Genomic DNA, 19,980 nt, shown 5'->3' with positions numbered 1-19,980 from the left:
AAGATGATTTAACTGGAGCACAGCCCTGGCGTAGGCGGCCGTGCGGTATAAAATTCCAGGCATTTAAAGCAGCAAGTAACCGGGCTTCGGTCCGGCTACTTGCTGCTAGTAAAATCTAAAGGAAATTATTGGGCAACACCTTAGTTGGCTACCTTCTTTAACACGATCTGTTCGGCATGTTTTGCCACAATCTGGTTGTAAAACTCTTTCAGGCTCTCGTACTCGGGAGCGTAGAAAACCGGCTTTGAAACATTTACCTTGCTCATAATCTGGATGGTATTGCCTTCCTTTTCGACCATATAGGTAAAACGACCGCCGTTATCCGGCAAAGCAATGATAGCACTCTTAGGCGCTTCTTCCATCTCGTAGCCGGCAGGTATGGTAAGGCGGCAGACAAAGGTCTCATCGATCGGTGCTCCCAGATCTACCGGGTAAGCACGCTTCTCGAGTTTAAAAGGGTTCTCTTTCTTTCCCTGTCCCATCATCGGGTTCAGATAGATAACATCATTTGCCTGCCCGTTGCCATCGGAGGTAAGGGTATACTTGATATCGACCGGTTTTGCCAGGTTGTCCACATTAACAAATTCCGGCTTGGTATACTTCAGGTTACCGATCTCTTTGCTGATCTTTTCGGCATACTTTTGCAAGCCGTCTTCCTTAATTGCATTGCGCAGCTGCAGGCCAATATAACCTCCATTGGACTCAAAGGCTCTGCCGGTCATTTCCCCTTTTTCATTGATGTTCAGCTCGCCGCTAAACAGCTTTGTATACATGGCACTTGGCTTCAGATCTACCCAACGGTGGTTTTCCTTTGCAATCAGGCGGCCTTGCCCGTTCAGGCAGCGTACCGGCAACATACCAGCCGGCAGCAGCGGATCGGTGGCATCCAGCAGGTACTCCTTATCACCTACGGTAACATGGGCCAGCACATAGTTGAACTTCTGCAGCATAGGCGACCACAACGGCGGGCGGCCATGCTCGCGGGTACTTACCAGCACCGGCGCAGCCGTTAAACCTGCCTCCTGCAGCATAGAGGTTAGCAGCAGGTTGACCTCGGCAGCACTGCCGGTGCGCGATTCAAATGCTTTGGACAGTGAACCGTTGGTGTAAATGTCATACTTCCCATTCCATTTTACCGTGTTTTTCACCAGCTCGTGCAGAGCCGCCATTTGTTGCTCGGGACTGGTATGCTTGGCTTTTATTGCCGCTACTTCATTCTTAAAGAAACCCTTTCGGTTTAGCTGTGCACCAAAACGCTCCGCCTGCAACAGGTCTCTGTTGATGTCGTCCCAGTTACCTGTCATTACCTGCGGCAGCTTATTTGGGTAGCGCACCCGCTGCAACTCAAACTCGATTTTTGACTGGTAATCGCTCAGGGTCGTGATGTATACTTCCGGGCGAAGGGCTGGCGCCTCCTTAACAACCCAGCGGAATGTTTCGCTGTTTGCTTCAATCTGACTTGATCCACCGGAAGTGCGGCCTCCGTTTATACCAGGCGTTATTTCTGACGACCATGTTACCAGATACCGCTCTTTCCCTTTCTCTACTGTAGCTACATCGAAAGGAAGGTACCCCTGCTGTTGCTGCTTATATTCAAAGTATTCTGGTATGTAGGCTTTATACTCGCTCCAAACCACCGGTATAGTTGTCTGGAATTCCCACTCCCGCAGGTTGTATAAAAAGTCTGATGATATAGTATAAGAGTACTCTATCACCGACCCCTCCTTTACGTTGGGCATGGTAAACTTTTTTGAGTACCAGTTTTCCGAGCGCTGTTCGTCGTGCTGGCTGCTGCTTTCGAGTTTATGCTTTACCATTTTACCGCCTTCCAGGTTGTAGGTAAAGCCCTTGATGTTGCTGATGCGCTCTTTGTCTCCGTTTTTCTGGTAAAATGGGATCGTAACGTTTGCCCAGTCATAACCGGACTTTTTCAGGATCTTGATGCGGGTATGGCGCTCGAAATTTACTTTAAATCCATCATGGTAGGTAAAATAGGAGTAGCCGTAATCAGACAGCACAACAGCGGCAGCGCTGGTATCTTTATCGTAGGCATGCATGGTCAGTTCCGACTCCTCCACCTTACCAAACTTGGCAGGAAGATTCTGGGCAGAGGCAAGACCGGCACTACAGCAAAAGAAGAATAAAATTAGAAGAAATTGAGTAGAAGTTCGCAATCTCATAGGCTAAAAATTAGTATAGTATAAAATGGAAGCGACTTAAGTGCCTGCCTGATGAAAAATCGACACAAATGAGATTGATGCAGAAAAGACCCGAACAGGAATATAAATTAAACAGTATATAACTATATAAGCAATAGCAGATTAGAAATTGGCTTAATTTTTTTGCTAAAATTTTTACTTACATTGCTGGCAGATGCTGCTATTTTCTCGTTTAAGCACAAATTATGAGTTTACTCCTTCTGAAGCATAGCTGTGAAAGCGCTCGGATTTTATGCAATTTTCCTACAGGTGTGTCTCAGAGTTTAAACTACCTACTTCCGGTGTTATGATATTCTGAATTGCAGCTGTATCCGGATAGCACAAGTATTCTTATCTCTGTTGTAGCAGGGAGATCATTAGAAAGCCTGAGTAAAGGAAAAACGAAAGGATGCAGTGGTTAAAAATAAAATGCCTGCTGCGGACAAGGAGGCTGATGTAGAATACATACTAAGAATAAGAAGCAGTTACAGGCGGGAGGAAGCTACAACACTTTTTGCAGGGAAATATTCTTTGAATGAGATGGCCTAGCCGAGATAGCCTGAAACAAGGACTGCTCTCAACCATTCTTAGAGTTATAAGTATGCACTTTTGACACAGGCTGCGAGCAGACAAAGTGATGACGGAGAAGCAGGCTCAGGGAGTGCAGGTAAGCCGCCTCTCCGTCCGTTGTTTACAGGTAGGATGAAAAATTATTATCTTCTTGCCAGAATTCGCGGCAGGCTTCGCGCTGTCTTTCCAGGAATTCCGGGTCTCTTTTCAGGTTTTTCCATTCGCCGTAACCGAGGCGTTCGCATAGTCTGAAAAAGCTATCGCCCTGGTTCTTTATGCCTTTTACGCGTACCAGAGCACTCAATAAGGGTCTTCCGGCAGCATGCTCTTCTTCTGAAATTTCGTTGATCACATCATTGAGCCTTGTCTTTTCGTAGGCATTATCCAGGTTCAATCCCAGTTCGGCTTCAACTATAAGATTTTGGAGGGTCATCAGGTGCGCTCTTCCCCGAGCGACTTGAATAAGTTTTTTTCGGACTCGACTGTTCATAGTACGATTTGCATGTTTGCTGCAGCAAGTAGCCTGCTTTTATAACAGCATTAGCAGCGCCTGCTGCACTTTTAAATTAAAAAATATATATCGTAGTATACGTATACATTCTGTTACTGGTTATCTGCAGGTGCAAATTTGGAGCAAACCTGAAGCACTTCAGGCTATGTTACCATTGAGAATGAGGCTATTAATTTCTTAAATTTTTGAGTCTTTTAATTCGAAAGAAAGCGTGGTTGCTTCTCGGAAAGGTATTTCCAGTAACGTTTTGGGATGTGACGCAGGTGCAGTTTCGGGTTCTTACGCTCCGGAATATTTACGTGATCAAAGTATACCTGCCAAAGCTGCTGATAGCGTTTTTCTTCTTCGTCCAACGTATCCGGTGCAAGTATACCCTGTTGCTTAGGAGGAAGAGCACTGGCTTCCAGGCTAACCAACGAAGTAGCATTCAGGTCATACAAAGCGCCGTAGTGGCGTTTTGTGTCGTAGATGGCCCAGCGCTGGTCGGCGTAGCGTTTTTCGAAGTGACGGATAATAAGCGGCAGCACGTTGAAATCCGGCGACACGGTGGCATAAAACAACCCGTCTGCTGTTTTCTGGAAGCGAACAAAGGCTTCCATCCTGTGCTTTTCGCGATGCACCTGCTTGCTGATCTGCTGCACCTGCAATACACAACTGGCTGTATAGTTGCCTTCTACATTACCTGCACTTACAAACACCAGGCGCACGTACTCAAAAAAGAGCATTTCAAACCCAGTGTGTTCCCACAGGTAAGTATGAAACAAAGATTGTGTAGCCTCTTCCGAAAGTCGCTGTTGCAAGCCCCGCCATACCCTGCCGGCCTTCTGCTCATCTGTTGTTACGGCAATCGTTTCGCCGATCAGCAGGGGCTGTGCCTGGTGCTCCTGCTCTATGGCAGTGGGCCAGGCTTTGCGCTCAAACGCTTCGAACACGACTGTCAGCAGTCCCTCAAAAGACCCGTCGTACGTATACAGGTACATGCCGTTGCCCTGTGTTAAGATTTGGCGCTGAAGCCGGTTCTTGCCTTCTCGTGCTTGTGCTCCGGCTGCATTCTGGAAGAAAGGTTCTGCAGGTGCGGCACCAGCATGTTGAGCTTGCAGTAGCAGGAAACGCGGGCAACTTTTGTGTTCTTTCTCATCTTTTTACTTACTGGTTGGGTTGGGTTATCGCTGTTATCTTTTCTTGTTCTGGATATTTCTTTCTTAGCCGTGGCCATGACAAAAACACTAAACTATACTTTGGCTATACTTTAACCTGCCTGCCGGAACAGGTCTAACTGCTGCGTCAGCAGTGCACTCCGAACCGAGCCTTCCCCGAAGAGAATTTTGCGGCGCAGCAACTCAGAATCATAGTCCTGCCGCTGCAGGCTTTTGGTCTGGCACGTGATAAAATACTTTGCCCGTTTCAGCACCACGCCCATCTGGCGCAAATGGTCGAACTGGAGCGGTGCAAACTTTCTTGCCGACACGATTTTCTTCGCTGACTTTACCCCAATGCCCGGCACCCGCAGGATCATTTCATAATCGGCTGTATTGATCTCTACCGGGAAAAAGTGCCTGTTGCGCAGCGCCCACGAAAGTTTCGGGTCAATCTCCAGGTCCAGGTCCGGATGCTGCTCGTCTGCTATCTCGTTATACTTAAAACCATAGAAGCGCATCAGCCAGTCGGCCTGGTAAATGCGGTTTTCCCGGATAATGGGCGGCTCTGTTATAATCGGCAGCCTGTTGTCAGCACTCACTGGTACGTAGCCGGAGTAGTACACGCGCTTCAGGCTGTAGCCTTTGTAGAGCTGGTTCGAAAGCTGCAGAATCTGGTAATCTTTTTCGGCAGATGCTCCCACGATCAGCTGCGTACTTTGTCCGGCCGGTGCAAACGCAGGAGCCGATTTAAACAGCTTCTGCTCCTCTTTGGCAAGTATAAGCTGATTGCTAATGGCGCCCATTGGCTGCAGGATCTCGGTATAGTTCTTTTCCGGGGCCAGTTGCTGCAGGCTCTGCTCCGATGGCAGCTCAATGTTCACACTCAGTCGATCGGCATACAGGCCGGCTTCCTGTATAAGCTCCTCACTGGCACCGGGTATGGTTTTCAGGTGGATGTACCCGTTAAACTTATGTTCCTGGCGCAGCTTCTTTGCGATCCGCACCAGGCGCTCCATGGTATAGTCGGAGTTCTTGAAAATGCCCGAGCTCAGAAACAAACCTTCGATGTAATTGCGGCGGTAAAAATTAATCGTCAGATCCACTACTTCCTGCACCGTAAAGGCAGTGCGCTTGATGTCGTTACTTTTGCGGGTAACACAATAAGCGCAATCGTAAATACAGAAATTGGTAAGCAATATCTTGAGCAGGGATACGCATCGCCCGTCTTCGGTATAGCTGTGGCAAATCCCCATTCCTTCGGCATTTCCTAACCCCTTGTTCTCGTTCTTCCGTTTGCCTCCACTGGAAGAGCAGGATACATCATACTTTGCAGCATCTGCTAATATGCTTAGTTTTTCCGTTATTCTGCTGTCCATTACTTACTTCCAAGATTGATTTGCGATTTAAAATTACTCACTGCAACATAATAAAGCCAGTATTTTTAGCAAAACTTTTACACAACGTTATCAACAACTCATCACATACTAACATAATTAGCAAAAACTTCTCAACAAACATGCCGTAAGGGCTCCTGCAGCCTTTGGTTGGTTTTTGTAACAGGCCCGTGTTACATCTGAGTCCTTAAACCGTTATATTTATAAGTTCATACTGCTGCCTCCCTTATTACCGACGAACAGACATGTTTTCCCTGCACGCCACGTACTACCGCCTCCTGCTGATCTTGCTGTTCAGCATGCTGCTGGCTGGTGTTTGCCATGCACAGGAAATACCCAAGCAGGATACGACTAAAGTAGTAGCTCCCATCGACACCACCCTGGACTTTAATGAGCGGGTACTGAAAAGCCTGCGCCAGCTGTCGGAGCGCAAAACCATTTTAGGGAAGGTGGTAAAATCGGTGGTGGTGTTTGATCGTGTGGATGAGGAAGTGAAGGGACTCGATGCCGAACTGATCCAGCGTGAATACGAGCGGCACAACTATAAAATAGTGCGTAGTATCGAGATTCGGACGCTTGATGCCTTCGGATACTCCATCAACGATACCTCCCGGGTGCCCCGCACTTTTCTGGAGCGAGCTGGCAACACCTTGCATGCTAAAACCAAACGCAGCGTGATCCGGAACAAGCTGCTCTTCCGGACAAACAGGCCGCTGGAGCCGCTGGCCCTGGTAGAATCGGAGCGTTTGCTGCGCCAAACCAGTTATATATTGGATGCCCGCATCTTTGTGGACGAGCGCACCACCACCGAAGACAGCGTGGATATATTCATTCTTACCAAAGACGTCTTCAGCCTTGGAGGCTCCGGCTCTTATACTCCCTCGTCCGGCTCCGGCCGCATCTCGTTAGGAGAATTGAATTTTGGCGGATTAGGCCACCAGGTGCGGGGCAGCTACCGCTTTGGCCTCAACCGTCCCCGTTCCTGGGAAACCTATGGCTACTATGCCATCGAGAATATCAGCAACTCCTATATCTCTGCCCGGGCTAATTACTTTGATCAGAATTTTTACAAAGAGAAGAGCTTTTACCTGCAGCGAGATTTCTTCGCCACCAACACCAAGTATGCCGGGGCTGCAGGCTTGAGCCAGATACAGGAGCGCATCCTGTTGCCTAACCAGCCAAACGATACCGTTCTAACCTATGGCAACCTGCGCTACACCCGCCAGGATGCCTGGCTGGGGCGCTCCTTAAAATTCAAAAGCTATAACCTGGGCTACGAACCCAGAGGCCGCGTAATACTTGGCCTTCGTTTTATCAATACCGACTACACCGTTACGCCTACCGATAACTTTCAGAACAACCTGCTGATGCTGGGAAGTGTAGGCTATAGTGTGCGCCGCTACTACAAAGACCGCTACCTCTTTGGTTTCGGACGTACCGAGGACGTGCCTGCAGGTACTTTTGTATCTTTTACAGGAGGCTACGAGAAAGGTGATGTTGTTGACAGGAAGTATATCGGGGGCGAGGTTTCGTTTGCCCGGCATACGCCCACCTTTGGTTACCTCTACAACCGGGTGGCCTATGGCTCCTTCCTCCGCGACGATGTCTGGGAGCAGGGCGTGCTTACGGTGGAGTCGTTATACTTTAGCAAGTTATTTGAGCGCGGCAACTGGAAGCTGCGCCACTTCCTGCAGGGGCGCGGCACTTTCGGCATCAACCGTAACCCGGAAGAGCTCCTCTCGATCAACAACGAACTGGGTCTGCGCGGCTTTCGATCCGACTTTGCACGGGGCACCCGGCGCATAGTTTTCAACTACGAAGCAAACCTCTACACGCCGCTCTCGCTATTAGGTTTCCGACTGGCTACCGTACTGTTTGCTGATGTGGCCTGGCTTTCAACCGGCAACCAGAGCTCTCCTTTCAAAGAAACGCCTTTCCGGGCTTATGGCATCGGCTTCCGCTTCCGTAATGAATATTTATACTTCAGCACGATACAGATTTTATTTAGCTACTACCCTAAAGTACCGGCCAATGGTAATATCAACGACTTCAGGTTCTACGAATCTTCCAGGCCTTACTACGACTTCCCCGACTTCCGCTTCACACGCCCGGGCGTAGCCGAGTTCCGCTAAATTTCCTGTATCCTTTTCTGTAGTTATCAGTTATAGTGTACTGGTTTCACCCAAACATATACTATGGAAAAGCTAAGAGAAAAATCAGAATATGAAGGCAACCCGGTCGGTTTGTCTAAAGATACAGCAACTACAATGGCCCGCGAACTGGACCGCCACCTGTCGTCTTTTATCGTGCTGTTCAACCAGTACCACAAGCACCACTGGATGGTGGAAGGCCCGCAGTTCCGCGACCTGCACCTGTTCTTTGAAGAGCACTACACCCAGGTACACGAACAGTACGATGCCATTGCCGAGCGCCTGACCGTGATGGGTTACTGCCCTACCTGCCACCCGGCCAAACAGTTGCAGTTGTCGTACATCGAGCACGAAGAAGAAGGTGTATTCCGTATCCGGGAGATGCTGCAAAAAGATCAGGAAGATGAAAAAACGATAGCCGTGGAATTGCGCAAGTCGATCAAGCTGGCGTTCCAGCACGAAGATTTTGCCACCAAAGCTTTGCTGGAAGGCATCCTGATCAAGACCGAAGACCGTTGCCACCACATCGAACACTTCCTGGGAGAAGACGGTCTTTCGATCGGCCTGATCGCCACGCCGGACGACATCATGGAATCAGAAGATGCAGCTTCGAATGGCCAGTCTAAAGCTAAGGCAGCCAGCAAGCCGAAGGCTAAAGCGAAGAAGTAGGAGTCGTTATACTATACTTTAATAATAGAAGGCAGACCCAAGCGGGTCTGCCTTTTGTTTGTTGTAAGAAACTATCCTAAAATACAGATTAGCGTAGTTTGTTCTGCACTTCGGCTTTTATTTTCATAGATTTGTAAAGCAGCATAATCAGAAAGAACAGCATGGTAGATCTTGGCAATTACAACGAACTGGAAATAGCGCGGGAAGTAGATTTTGGCGTATACCTTACCTCTGAAGACGGCGACATTCTGCTGCCGGCAAAGTATGTACCCGAAGGTGCCCGCGTAGGTGATTTTGTACGCGTGTTCGTGTACCGCGATTCCGAAGACCGCGTAATTGCCACCAACCTTAAGCCTTATGCAACGGTACGGGAATTTGCATGCCTCACCTGCACAGACAGCGCCCCGTTTGGTGCCTTCCTGGATTGGGGGCTGGAAAAGGACCTGTTTGTGCCGCTGCACAACCAGAAAGACAAAATGCGCCCCGGCCATATCTACTGCGTTTACATCTACCTCGACGAAACCACCGACCGCATTGTCGCGACGTCTAAGTTGGGCAAGTACCTGCACAACGAAAACATCGAACTGACCGAAGGCCAGGAAGTAGATTTGATGGTAGCCGGCTTTACCGAGATTGGCATCAAGGTCATCATCGACAACCGTTACATGGGCATCCTCTACAAGAACGAGGTGTTCCGGGAAGTACGCCTCGGCGATAAGTTGAAAGGATTTATCAAAATGATCAGGCCGGACAACAAAATAGACGTAACCCTGCACCGGTCCGGAGGCGGCGTGAATGAAATGGGCGAAGCGGCCGACAAAGTACTACGCGTGCTTGAGCAGGCAAAAGGTTACCTGCCCCTTTCCGACAGCAGCAGCCCTGACGAGATCTACCGCGTAATGGGCATGAGCAAAAAGAACTTCAAGCGTGCGATCGGTACCCTGTACAAGGCCGGCAAGATCCAGATCGCAGAAGATCATATTCTGCTCAACACACCGGAAGACGAAGTATAGCCAGTTAAGCTATACTTCCTTTGATCATACTTTACACCTGATAACCTAACGAAACACTTTTACTCACCTCTAAATACCGGGCTCTAACCAGACCGGCCAGTGGCATGTTTTTCAAATATTTAGCGTTACCTCTATTCTGTAGTTTATACTTCACCACAGCTTTTGCAAAACCCAATCCAGCTAAAGTAACCGAGGCCGTCCGCACGCAGGCAGTACCTGTGCTCGATGGCCACCTGGAGCCGGAAGTATGGAGCCGTGCGCCAGCCGCCACCAATTTTGTTCGCTTCGACCCACACAACGGCAAACCCTCTGCGCAGCAAACCGAGGTATATGTGCTTTACGATAACCAGGCTATCTACATTGGAGCCCAGCTCCACGACACGGCTCCCGATTCTGTACTGACGCAACTGGGCCAGCGCGACTCCGGCGAGACAAACGCAGATCTGTTCGGCGTATACCTGGATACCTACAACGACAAACAGAATGCCTTCGCTTTCCTGGTTTCGGCAGCCGGCGTACAGACCGACATCAAATTATCGCAGGGGAGGGAAGACAAGAACTGGGATGCCGTTTGGTCCAGCAAGGTGAAGCGCCACGAGCAGGGCTGGACCGTGGAAATGCGCATCCCGTATGCGGCTGTGCGTTTTCCGAAGAGTGACGTACAGGCCTGGGGCGTTAACTTTATGCGTGTCATACGCCGTACGCGGGAAAAGTCGTACTGGAACCACGTAGACAATGCCGTGGAAGGTTTTATGAACCAGGCCGGGCAGCTGGCAGGCTTCAAGGGAATCGAATCGCCGGTGCGGCTGCAGTTTATGCCGTATGTGTCGGGCTACATCAACCACTACCCGCATAACCTCGAGGGCCGGAGCAATTACAGCCACGCTTTTAACGGTGGCATGGATGTGAAGTATGGCATCAACGATGCCTTCACCCTGGACATGACCCTTGTTCCTGACTTTGGCCAGACACAATCTGATAACCAGGTACTGAACCTGTCGCCCTTCGAAGTAAAATTCGATGAGAACCGCCAGTTCTTTACCGAAGGCACCGAGCTATTCAACAAAGCAGGTCTTTTCTACTCACGCCGCATTGGCAGCACACCGCTCCTGTACTTAAGTGCAGTCGCCTCAGCCAATAGCAACAACGAAAAGCTGCTGGAAAACCCTGCCACCAGTGCGTTGGTGAATGCAGCCAAGGTATCGGGCAGGACGCTGAAAGGACTCGGGATCGGCATCTTTAATGCGGTTACACGCAACATGTTTGCAGTAGCCGAAGACTCTACAGGCGCTACACGCAAAATCCTGACAGACCCTGCTACCAATTACAACGTGTTTGTGCTGGACCAGACGCTGCCGCACAATTCCTTCATCACGTTTACCAACACGAATGTATCGCGCAGCAAAAACTTTTACGATGCCAACGTGTCGGGCCTGCAAGTACGCTTTGCCGACAGGAGCAACACCTTTGCCCTGAGCGGAGGCGGCAACCTGAGCCAGCTGTACGGCAAAGACACCAACCGGGACGGGAAACCGGAACAGCTTACCCTAGGGCATCAGTACAAAGTTACACTGGCCAAGGTCAGCGGCAATTTGCTCTACAGCCTCAGCCACAACACCGAGTCCGATACCTACGATATCAACGACCTGGGCTACCTGCAGAACAACAACGAGATGACATCTTCGGCGCAGGTAAACTATAACTTCTACCAGCCTGTCTGGAAGTTCCTGAGCTGGAGCAACCGCCTGAGCGTAAACCACAGCATGCTGTACGCGCCCCGTAAATTCATCAGCTATACTTTCGGTGGTAGCTCCAGTGTGCGCCTCCGCAATTTCACAAGTGTCTGGATGAACTGGGCCGTACGTCCGGAAGACTCCCACGACTACTTTGAGGCCCGTTCATTTCCGAAGGTATATCTGCGGCCGCCAGCTTTTGATGGCAACCTGAATATTTCTTCCGACTACCGCAAGCGCCTTGCCCTGGATGCGTCCACCGGCCTCTGGCGCTCTAGCAAGTATAACCAGACGAGTATGTGGTGGGGCTTCAGCCCGCGCCTGCGCGTAAACGACAAGCTGATGCTTATCAACAGCAATGACTTTAAGATAGAGGAAAATAATATTGGCTATGTGAGGCCTGATCGCTACTACCCGGTTAGCCCTGACAAAACCTATTTCGGGGACAGGCTTGTAACGACTCTTACCACGACACTATCCGGGTCTTACATCTTCAGCGAGAATGCCGGCATCACCCTGAACATGCGCCACTACTGGTCAAGGGCAGCCTACGACAAGCTGTACAACCTGCTGCAGGATGGCAGCCTGGAAACATTGGTAAGCCAGCGGGATGAAACATTAGCGAACCTGGACATCAACTACAACACCTTTAACATCGACTTAGTGTACGCGTGGCGTTTTGCACCGGGCAGCGAGTTGCGGGTAGTATGGAAAAATGCGTTGCAGGACAAAACCAACGAGATACGGCCAAGCTACTTCGACAACTTCTCTAGAACGATACAGACGCCACAAAACAACAATTTTTCAGTTAAATTATTATATTTCATAGACTATATAGCGATTAAACGCGTACTTTCAGCGTAAACCATCGCACATGCAAAAAACCAGAAATGCACTGATAGCCGGCGCAAGCGGATTGGTAGGCAGCCACTGCCTGCAACTGCTCTTGCAAAGCAATCGGTACAGCCAGGTAATATCGATCGGCCGCCGCGAGGTGCCCCTGATACACCCCAAGCTGGACCAGAAGATCGTGGATTTTGACAACCTGAAAAAGTATGCGTCGGAGCTGGCCGCCGATGATGTATACTGCTGCCTGGGCACTACCATTAAAAAGGCCGGCTCAGAGGAAGCCTTCTACAAAGTAGATCATACCTATGTTACCACACTGGCACAGGTAACGGCAGCCAGGCAGGCATCTCAGTTCCTGGTAGTGTCCGCGATGGGGGCTGATGCCAAGTCGATGATCTTTTACAACCGGGTGAAGGGCGAAATGGAAGCGGATGTGCAAAAACAGGGGTTTGAAGCAGTGCATATTTTCCGGCCCTCGCTGCTGCTGGGCGAACGCGAAGAGCACCGTACCGGCGAAGAACTGGCCAGCAAGATCATGCGCCCGCTCAGTGGCCTGATGATAGGCCCCCTGCGCAAGTACAGACCCATCCAGGCCGAAACAGTAGCCAAAGCCATGTTGTACGCAGCATCCCAGGACCAGAAAGGCGTACACATCTACCCTTCCGACGAAATAGAAGCGCTAGGTCACCAACTATAGCACCTGTCCTGCGTAAGCTGCTACGCACCGTCATCTATACGTATGCGCCCAAGCAGCCTGAAACACGTTTTCCCGAAAGCCTCGCAATACGACCCGGATTGGGTGCGCAAGCACTCCATGGGCGAAAATGTGCTCTTCAACCTCGAGAGCCTCACCAAATCGCTGCACCTGAAGCCGGGCATGCGCGTGCTCGACCTGGGCTGCGGCAAAGCTATCAGCTCTATTTTCCTGGCAAAAGAATTTGATGTAACGGTATGGGCTGTAGACGAAGCCATTGCTGCCAGCGAAAATTACGAACGCATACAGGAGGCCGGCTGCGAAGACAAGGTAATTCCCCTGGAGGCAAGCGCCCGCTCCCTGCCCTTTGCCGACGAGTATTTTGATGTCGTGATTGTGGTGGATTCCTATACCTACTTTGGTACCGACGAAAAGTATCTGCCCTACATTGCCCGCTTCATCAAGCCCGGCGGCTGCATCGCCATTGTGGATGTTTGCTTCACAAAAGAGATCGAAACCCTGAGCCAGGTGCCTGACTTTTTGCAGAAGGACTATCAAAGCTACTGGTACTTCATCCACTCCATTGACTGGTGGAAAAGGCTCTGGGAGAAAACCGGATTGGTACAAATTCAAGAAGCCACTTACCTGGATGAGGCAGACCTGATCCGGCAGGAGTATATTCGGGATGCAGAGCAGGAAAAGGAACCAGACCCTTTTGCCAAGGCCTTAAGCATTGATGAACAACATTTTATATCTTTTTTTAAACTGATTGGTCGTCGCACCAAGAAAACGGCTTACCTGCAATCGTATAAAAATTAGTGCAACAGAAACCTTAAACGTTTTTTACTTCGCCAGAAGTTTTAAATTTGCAGCCGCCACGGCAGGAGATTGCTTTGGTTGATGCTTTGTTTAACGTTTCAAAACACATGAAAACACTTTTTCGCGTATTCTTCGCGCTGGCACTGGTGGTAGCTCTTGCTTCTACTACTCAGGCACAAAATTACTCCACAGGTATTGGTGCCAGAGGTGGCGCTGCAGCAGGTCTTACCGTGAAGCACTTCATCAAAGGTGATGCCGCTATCGAGGGTATCCTCAGCTCCAGCTTCCGTTACAGAGGCGCAGTACTTACCGTGCTGTATGAAAAACATGCACCAGCCTTCAATGCTAAAGGTTTGCAGTGGTACTATGGTTTGGGTGGCCACATTGGCTTCTACGAGGGTCGCTACTACTACGTGCGTCACCACAAGCACTACGACGAATACTACGATGACAATGTAGTAGGCGTAGGTATCGACGGTGTTCTGGGCCTGGAGTACTTCATCGGCGATATCCCGTTCACCATCGGTGCTGATATCAAGCCATACCTGAACATCCCGCGTGGTGGTGGCTTCTGGGATACTGCCCTGCACGTACGTTACGTGTTCTAGTAGCTAAAAGAATGGCTGATTGCTGATCAGCAAGTATAAAAGAGAAAGGCCCTGCTAAAGTATAGCAGGGCCTTTCTTTTTTATACTTATGTTTTCTTGAATCGCTGCGTATCTATAACGATAAACAGAATGATCGCTGAAGTATAGGCCAGCACAGTCTTTATCTAAAAAGACAATCAGAAATACACTAAAAGGCGATGTGCAGCAAGGCATCACCCTGGTTTACCACCGGCATGTTGTTCAGGCCTACCACGTAACCGTTTGCGGGTGCATTCAGGCGTACTTCCATTTCGCCGTAGGGGTCGGTTATACTTCCGATGTTCTGGTTCTTTTTTACGTAGTCGCCTATCTTGATCGTGCTCCGGAAAAGGCCTGCGTTCTTGGCCCGTAGCCAGATGTCTTTCATGCACACTTTTGTTTCTTCCTGCGGCGCAGGCGCACTGGCCATCATGCCCAGGTGGTGCAACAGGCGGCAGGTTCCGTCTATACCTTCCTTAATGCCCCGGTCATCAAAGCGCAGCGACTCGCCGGTTTCGAACACAAGTATGGATTTGCCTGATTTGGAAGCCTCCTTGCGCAAAGAACCCTGCCGGTAAGAGGCGTTAAGTATAAAAGGAGCACTAAAAGCTCTGGCAAGTTCCTCATTCTTTTTGTTTGCCATCACGCACCTGATCTGCGGATAGTTGGTACGGCTCGCTCCGCCGGTATGGAAATCTACTCCGTAATCGATGTAGGGCATTACCTCCTTCATAAACCGATGCGCCACACGGCTGGCAAGGGAGCCATCGCGGTTGCCCGGGAAGCTACGGTTCACATCCTTGCCATCGGGCACCTGGCGCGAGAAGTTCAGAAAGCCATAAATGTTCAGGATCGGCACGGCAATGATGGTCCCTTTCAGCGGATAGAGCATCTTGCGCGTGATCATACGCCGGATGATCTCAGTGCCGTTCACCTCGTCGCCGTGCATACCGGCCAGCAGCAACACCACGGGCCCATCGTGCACAGAGCGGAAAACATAAACAGGTATTTCGATAACAGTACCGCTGGGTAATTTAGAGACCACCAGCTTGGTCAGTACTTTTTCACCACGGTCAATGGACTTGCCGTTGATAACGATTGTTTCAGGCATGCTACTCGGTTACTCCCTTTTTCTTCGACTTTTTCTTAGCCAACGTCTCTACGTACTCTATAATTTTGCCTGCAATATCTTTCTGCGTGGCTTTTTCTATCCCTTCAAGACCAGGCGAGGAATTTACTTCCAGGATCAGCGGGCCTCGTTTAGATTGCAGCATGTCCACACCTGCTATGCCTAAGCCCATCGATTTTGCAGCCAGCAGCGCGGCCGCTTTTTCCTGGCGCGTAAGCCGGATGAGCGTTGCCTTGCCGCCACGGTGCAGGTTAGACCTGAACTCGCCTTCCTTGCCCTGTCGTTTCATGGCACCTACCACTTCGCCGTTCACGATAAAGGCCCGTATGTCGGCGCCGCCAGCTTCCTTTATAAACTCCTGCACAATGATTCGGGCTTTTAGGTTATGGAATGCCTCAATCACCGATTCAGCTGCTTTCTTCGTCTCTGCCAGCACCACCCCTAAGCCTTGCGTACCTTCCAGCAGCTTGATCACCAGAGGGGCGCCGCCTACCTCTGCCACCAGTTCGGATGTGTTTTTAGAGTAGTTGGTAAACGCAGTCTTAGGCATGCCCAGTCCGGCTCGGGAAAGGATCTGAAGGCTGCGCAGCTTGTCGCGGGAGCGTACAATTGCTTGCGAATCGACAGCGCTTTTTACTTTCATCATCTCGAACTGGCGCACCACGGCCGTACCGTAAAATGTTACCGAAGCCCCGATCCTGGGAATGATGGCATCAATATCGGTCAGGCGCTCGCCTTTGTATAGGATGTGCGGGTCCCCCTGCTCTATGATCAGGTCACAGCGCAGGTGGTCGAGTACGATGGCCTGGTGCCCCCGCTGTTGTGCTGCCTCCACCAAGCGTCGGGTAGAGTACAGCTTGGGGTTGCGGGAGAGGATGGCTATTTTCATAAATTCAGCTATTCTTTTTTTGCTTGTTCTTATACTTGAGCGAAACGTTTTTGCGGGCAACGTCTACGACAAACCGTCGCTGCAGCAGCTTCCGGCCGATGAGCACCGGGTATTTCATGTCGCTGCGGTCGGATAACGAGAACTCGGCCTCAATGATTTCATCGAAGAGCTGAATCTTTGTTCTAATGACATAGCGTTCCTGCACGTCGCCAAACGAGTTTTTGATCTCGCGCAGGTCATACTCCGAAAACTCCAGCTTTTTATGGTTGTACTGCGGATGCGAAGGGTCCAGCAGGTCCAGGGCAATTACTTTGGACCCGTCCGGTTTTGTTTCTTCGTGAATATCGGAGCAGTGAATGGCCGACGTATAGGCCCCCGTATCGATCTTGGCCTCGATCTCCTCGATGTTCAGTTCGGGGAAAGACACCATCTCACGACGCCCTATCACCTTTTTCTCGGCTTTTGGCTTCTTTTCGGCTTTCTTTATCATCGGAGGCAAGATAGTGAAATCAATTACGAATTATGAATTACGAATGACGAATTTAGGATGCAGGCAAAGAAGCTCAGGTATACTTTAGCGAAGTTCCTTTCGCAAGTGCGGGTAATAACCCACCCCAGCCCCTCCGGGGAGGGGAACTATCTTATACTTTGCTTCTACCCTGCACTTACCCAAAGTAAGGCCTCATTCATAATTCGTAATTAACTGCCGTAGCTGATGCGGTAAATGGCATCGTTCTTATCATCCGACACCAGCATAGAACCATCCGGCATCACGATCACATCTACCGGGCGGCCCCAGTCTTCTTCGCCCTGCAGCCAGCCTTCGGCAAATGGCTCGTACGAAGTGGCGTTGTTGCCATCTACTGTTACCATCATCACTCTGTAGCCGTTCTTTTTGGAGCGGTTCCAGGAGCCGTGTTCTGCTATGAATACCTGGTTTTTATACTTTGCCGGGAACATATTGCCCGTATAGAATTTAACTCCAAGCGGAGCCACGTGCGGCCCCAGGTTTTGTGCAGGCGCCGTAAACTCGCTGCACTTGCGCTGCTTGCCAAATTCCGGATCGGCGATGGTGCCGCCGTGGCAGTACGGGTAACCAAAGTGCTGCCCTTTCTTGGGAGCACGGTTGAGTTCGCAGGGCGGCATGTTATCGCCCAACATGTCGCGGCCGTTGTCGGTAAACCACAGCTCCTTTGTATCCGGGTGCCAGGTAAAGCCTACGGTATTGCGCACACCCTCGGCGTATACTTCCAGGCCAGAGCCATCGGCATTCATGCGGGTAATGGAGGCATAGATTGGGTTCTCTTCTTTACAGATGTTGCAGGGAGCTCCCACCGGCACGTATAGTTTACCATCCGGACCAAAGGCAATATACTTCCAGCCGTGGTGTTTATCGGTCGGGAACTTGTCGTTTATTACTTCCGGCTTGGGTTGCTTGCGGAACGTATTGTCGATATCGCGGAAGCGGATAATGCGGCTGATCTCGGCCACATACAGGTCGCCGTCTTTCAGGGCCACACCGTTTGGTGATTCGAGTCCGGTTGCGACCACCACGACCTCATCGGCTTTGCCGTCTTTGTTGCTGTCCACTACAGCGTATACTTTGTCTTCTTCGCGGGTACCCACATACAGCACTCCCGACGGGCTTAGTGCCATCGAGCGGGCATTGTCCACCCCCTGGGCATAGTAATTTATCCTGAAGCCTTCGGGCAGTTTTATCTTTTGCAGGTTAGCGTCCGTCTGGGTGGTGTCTTCCGTCTCATCTGTTTTGGCCTGCTCCGTTTCAGTAGGGCCGGTTTTGGTGACTTCTTTGGTGGAGTTTTCGGAAGAACAGCTCATGCAGAGCGCAGCAACGGCGAAGATGCTTAAAAAAGAGTGCAGTGTTTTTTTCATGGTTTGCTTAAAGTATAAATGCATGGTACGGCAGACCGGATTGGCCGCAGAGGCAGGTAAGCAACAGGACTTACAAAACCATGCTAATATACTGCTACTACCCAGCTGCGGTTGTGCCTTCTGTGTTACCTGCTGTGTTTCTTTCGGTGCAGCAACTCGGCTACCTGCTGCAACAGGAACGAGTGCCCTGACTTGAGCAGGACCAGTTCTCCCCGTTCCAGCGCCTTTACAAATACGCTTACCCTTTTGGGGGATATGATCTCGTCATACTCTCCCAGGAACATGGTAACCGGCACGTGGTATTTGTTCAGGAGCCGGACAATGTTCCGGATATCGAAGTTAAGTTGCCGGAAACCTACCCAGCTGCGGTACACGCGCAGGCGCTTGGCTGTGCTGTCCATCTGGAAATGGGCAAAGCGCAGCAAACTTTTGTGCACCATGTTATACTTGCCGAGCACCTTGAGCAACCTGAAAAAGGGTTCCGGCTTGAGCACAGTGCGCTTGAAGAGCTGCTGCAGCCAACCCGGGTAGGTGGCAATGTTGTACCAGAAGCTGGTGCGTATGCCATCCGGCGCGATCAGAAACAGTTCGTTTATACGCTCCGGCATCCCTTCTACCAGCGACAGGGCAAACTTCCCTCCCATGCTAAAGCCCATCAGGGAGAAGCGCTCTATACCTTCCTTTTCCAGGAAGTGCCGGATCATTCCCTGCAACAACTCCTTGGTGAGCGGCAGGTGGCTCTTGCTTAGTTGGCTTCTGCCATGGAAGAAAAGATCAAAGGCAAAAATAGTGTAGTCCTCGCCCAGCGCCTGCTCCATCGGAAGGTAGTAGGAACTGCTCTGCCCATACCCATGAAAAGCCAGCAGCGGCCTCCTCCCGTGACCGATCACCCGGTAGTACAGCTTGGAGGTATGGTATACTATGTATGGCAAGAAAGATTTGGGAGTTAGAAAGTTAGAGTGTTAAAGGGTTAGAGAGTTTAGGAGCTAGAGAGTTATGGAGTATACGCGTTAGAAGAAGTCTGATGAAGTATAAAAGTGTAGAGTATAAAGTATAAAACCACTTTTCTAACTTTTCTAACTTTTTAACTTTCTAACTTTTTAACTTTCTACAGTTTCGAGACGCCTCCTGAAACGATGAATTTCATCACGTCGCTGCTTGGCATTTCCAGGTACACGACATTTTTTCGGGGCACAATAAACAGTTCGCCGGAAAAATTGTAGGAGTGCGGAAAGTACACCGCCACCCGGTCTTCCACATTTATACTTGTAAGCGTCTCCTGCGTCACAAAACCAAATTTATAGTTCTCCGAGTCTTCCGTCATCTTCACCATTACCGGCTTGTTGAACTTCTGGTTATCCCCTACAAAGGCATCGAAAAGGTCTTTGATACTGGAATAAACAATGCCGATGAGCGGCACTTTATGAAAGATGCGCTCGGTAATGATAATGAACGGCTTAACAAAAAACGACGAACTGATAAAGCCAACCAGCGTGAGCAGTATTACCATGAGCAGAATGCCCAGGCCCGGTATGCCCAGATCGAACATCGTATCCAGCCAATCGATTATAGCCACCACAATCCAGACGGTGATGGTGAAAGGGGCGATGATCAGGAGCCCGTTCAGGAAATAGCGGAAAATGCGTCTCATGGTTGATGGTTCACAAAAAAGGCTTTGCCGAAGCAAAGCCTAAATGTAGTAAA

18 protein-coding genes are annotated in these 19,980 nt (G+C 50.2%); 7 read left to right on the top strand and 11 right to left on the bottom strand.

The features are described from left to right. Positions 1–140: 140 nt before the first annotated feature. From MJ611_RS17635 to MJ611_RS17615, 5 genes are all read right to left on the bottom strand, one after another. Positions 141–2,180, bottom strand: a complete 2,040-nt coding sequence (locus tag MJ611_RS17635) for a DUF3857 domain-containing protein (protein ID WP_250431763.1) — start codon at positions 2,178–2,180, stop codon at positions 141–143. 709 nt (positions 2,181–2,889) lie between these two features. Next, on the bottom strand, positions 2,890–3,201 hold the full coding sequence (locus MJ611_RS17630) for a hypothetical protein (protein WP_250431762.1): 312 nt from the start codon (positions 3,199–3,201) through the stop codon (positions 2,890–2,892). A 272-nt stretch (positions 3,202–3,473) separates the two neighbouring features. After that, positions 3,474–4,259: a TIGR03915 family putative DNA repair protein gene (locus tag MJ611_RS17625; RefSeq protein WP_250431761.1), complete on the bottom strand. Its 786-nt coding sequence runs from the start codon at positions 4,257–4,259 to the stop codon at positions 3,474–3,476. 14 nt (positions 4,260–4,273) lie between these two features. Further along, positions 4,274–4,417, bottom strand: coding sequence for a hypothetical protein (locus MJ611_RS17620; protein ID WP_250431760.1), 144 nt, complete (start codon positions 4,415–4,417; stop codon positions 4,274–4,276). Between the two features lie 111 nt (positions 4,418–4,528). Continuing rightward, complete coding sequence (locus MJ611_RS17615) at positions 4,529–5,794, bottom strand: putative DNA modification/repair radical SAM protein (protein ID WP_250431759.1); 1,266 nt, start codon at positions 5,792–5,794, stop codon at positions 4,529–4,531. Positions 5,795–6,057: 263 nt separating this feature from the next. On the opposite strand from MJ611_RS17615, the gene MJ611_RS17610 reads away from it, so the two are divergent. From MJ611_RS17610 to MJ611_RS17580, 7 genes are all read left to right on the top strand, one after another. Continuing rightward, complete coding sequence (locus tag MJ611_RS17610; protein ID WP_250431758.1) at positions 6,058–7,944, top strand: BamA/TamA family outer membrane protein; 1,887 nt, start codon at positions 6,058–6,060, stop codon at positions 7,942–7,944. Positions 7,945–8,007: 63 nt separating this feature from the next. Beyond that, positions 8,008–8,631, top strand: a complete 624-nt coding sequence (locus MJ611_RS17605) for a Dps family protein (RefSeq protein ID WP_250431756.1) — start codon at positions 8,008–8,010, stop codon at positions 8,629–8,631. 161 nt (positions 8,632–8,792) lie between these two features. Next, a complete protein-coding gene (locus tag MJ611_RS17600) occupies positions 8,793–9,644 on the top strand; it encodes a CvfB family protein (protein WP_250431754.1) in 852 nt (283 codons plus the stop codon). A gap of 104 nt (positions 9,645–9,748) precedes the next feature. Beyond that, positions 9,749–12,241: a DUF5916 domain-containing protein gene (locus tag MJ611_RS17595; protein WP_250431753.1), complete on the top strand. Its 2,493-nt coding sequence runs from the start codon at positions 9,749–9,751 to the stop codon at positions 12,239–12,241. Positions 12,242–12,251: 10 nt separating this feature from the next. Then, complete coding sequence (locus MJ611_RS17590; protein WP_250431751.1) at positions 12,252–12,923, top strand: oxidoreductase; 672 nt, start codon at positions 12,252–12,254, stop codon at positions 12,921–12,923. Positions 12,924–12,965: 42 nt separating this feature from the next. Continuing rightward, a complete protein-coding gene (locus MJ611_RS17585; protein WP_250431749.1) occupies positions 12,966–13,739 on the top strand; it encodes an SAM-dependent methyltransferase in 774 nt (257 codons plus the stop codon). Between the two features lie 107 nt (positions 13,740–13,846). Continuing rightward, positions 13,847–14,347: a hypothetical protein gene (locus MJ611_RS17580; protein ID WP_250431747.1), complete on the top strand. Its 501-nt coding sequence runs from the start codon at positions 13,847–13,849 to the stop codon at positions 14,345–14,347. Positions 14,348–14,534: 187 nt separating this feature from the next. Here MJ611_RS17580 and MJ611_RS17575 read toward each other — a convergent pair whose 3' ends face one another. The 6 genes from MJ611_RS17575 to MJ611_RS17550 form a co-directional block, all read right to left on the bottom strand. Then, positions 14,535–15,476, bottom strand: coding sequence for a succinylglutamate desuccinylase/aspartoacylase family protein (locus MJ611_RS17575; protein ID WP_250431745.1), 942 nt, complete (start codon positions 15,474–15,476; stop codon positions 14,535–14,537). Between the two features lies 1 nt (position 15,477). Beyond that, entirely contained in the window at positions 15,478–16,383 is a 906-nt protein-coding gene (gene rimK / locus MJ611_RS17570; RefSeq protein WP_250431744.1) for a 30S ribosomal protein S6--L-glutamate ligase, read from the bottom strand. A gap of 4 nt (positions 16,384–16,387) precedes the next feature. Next, positions 16,388–16,873: an ATP-dependent zinc protease family protein gene (locus MJ611_RS17565; RefSeq protein WP_250431742.1), complete on the bottom strand. Its 486-nt coding sequence runs from the start codon at positions 16,871–16,873 to the stop codon at positions 16,388–16,390. A 209-nt stretch (positions 16,874–17,082) separates the two neighbouring features. Next, positions 17,083–18,276, bottom strand: a complete 1,194-nt coding sequence (locus tag MJ611_RS17560) for a PQQ-dependent sugar dehydrogenase (protein WP_250431740.1) — start codon at positions 18,274–18,276, stop codon at positions 17,083–17,085. A gap of 125 nt (positions 18,277–18,401) precedes the next feature. After that, positions 18,402–19,208 (bottom strand): alpha/beta fold hydrolase, encoded by an 807-nt coding sequence (locus tag MJ611_RS17555; RefSeq protein WP_250431738.1) that lies wholly within the window; start codon positions 19,206–19,208, stop codon positions 18,402–18,404. A gap of 176 nt (positions 19,209–19,384) precedes the next feature. Next, positions 19,385–19,927, bottom strand: coding sequence for a DUF502 domain-containing protein (locus MJ611_RS17550; protein ID WP_250431736.1), 543 nt, complete (start codon positions 19,925–19,927; stop codon positions 19,385–19,387). Positions 19,928–19,980: the final 53 nt, after the last annotated feature.

This window comes from Pontibacter ruber, assembly GCF_023630205.1.
Classification (GTDB): Bacteria; Bacteroidota; Bacteroidia; order Cytophagales; family Hymenobacteraceae; genus Pontibacter; species Pontibacter ruber.
Note: the sequence above shows the minus strand (reverse complement) of the source record. Positions and strands in the feature narration are given on the sequence as shown.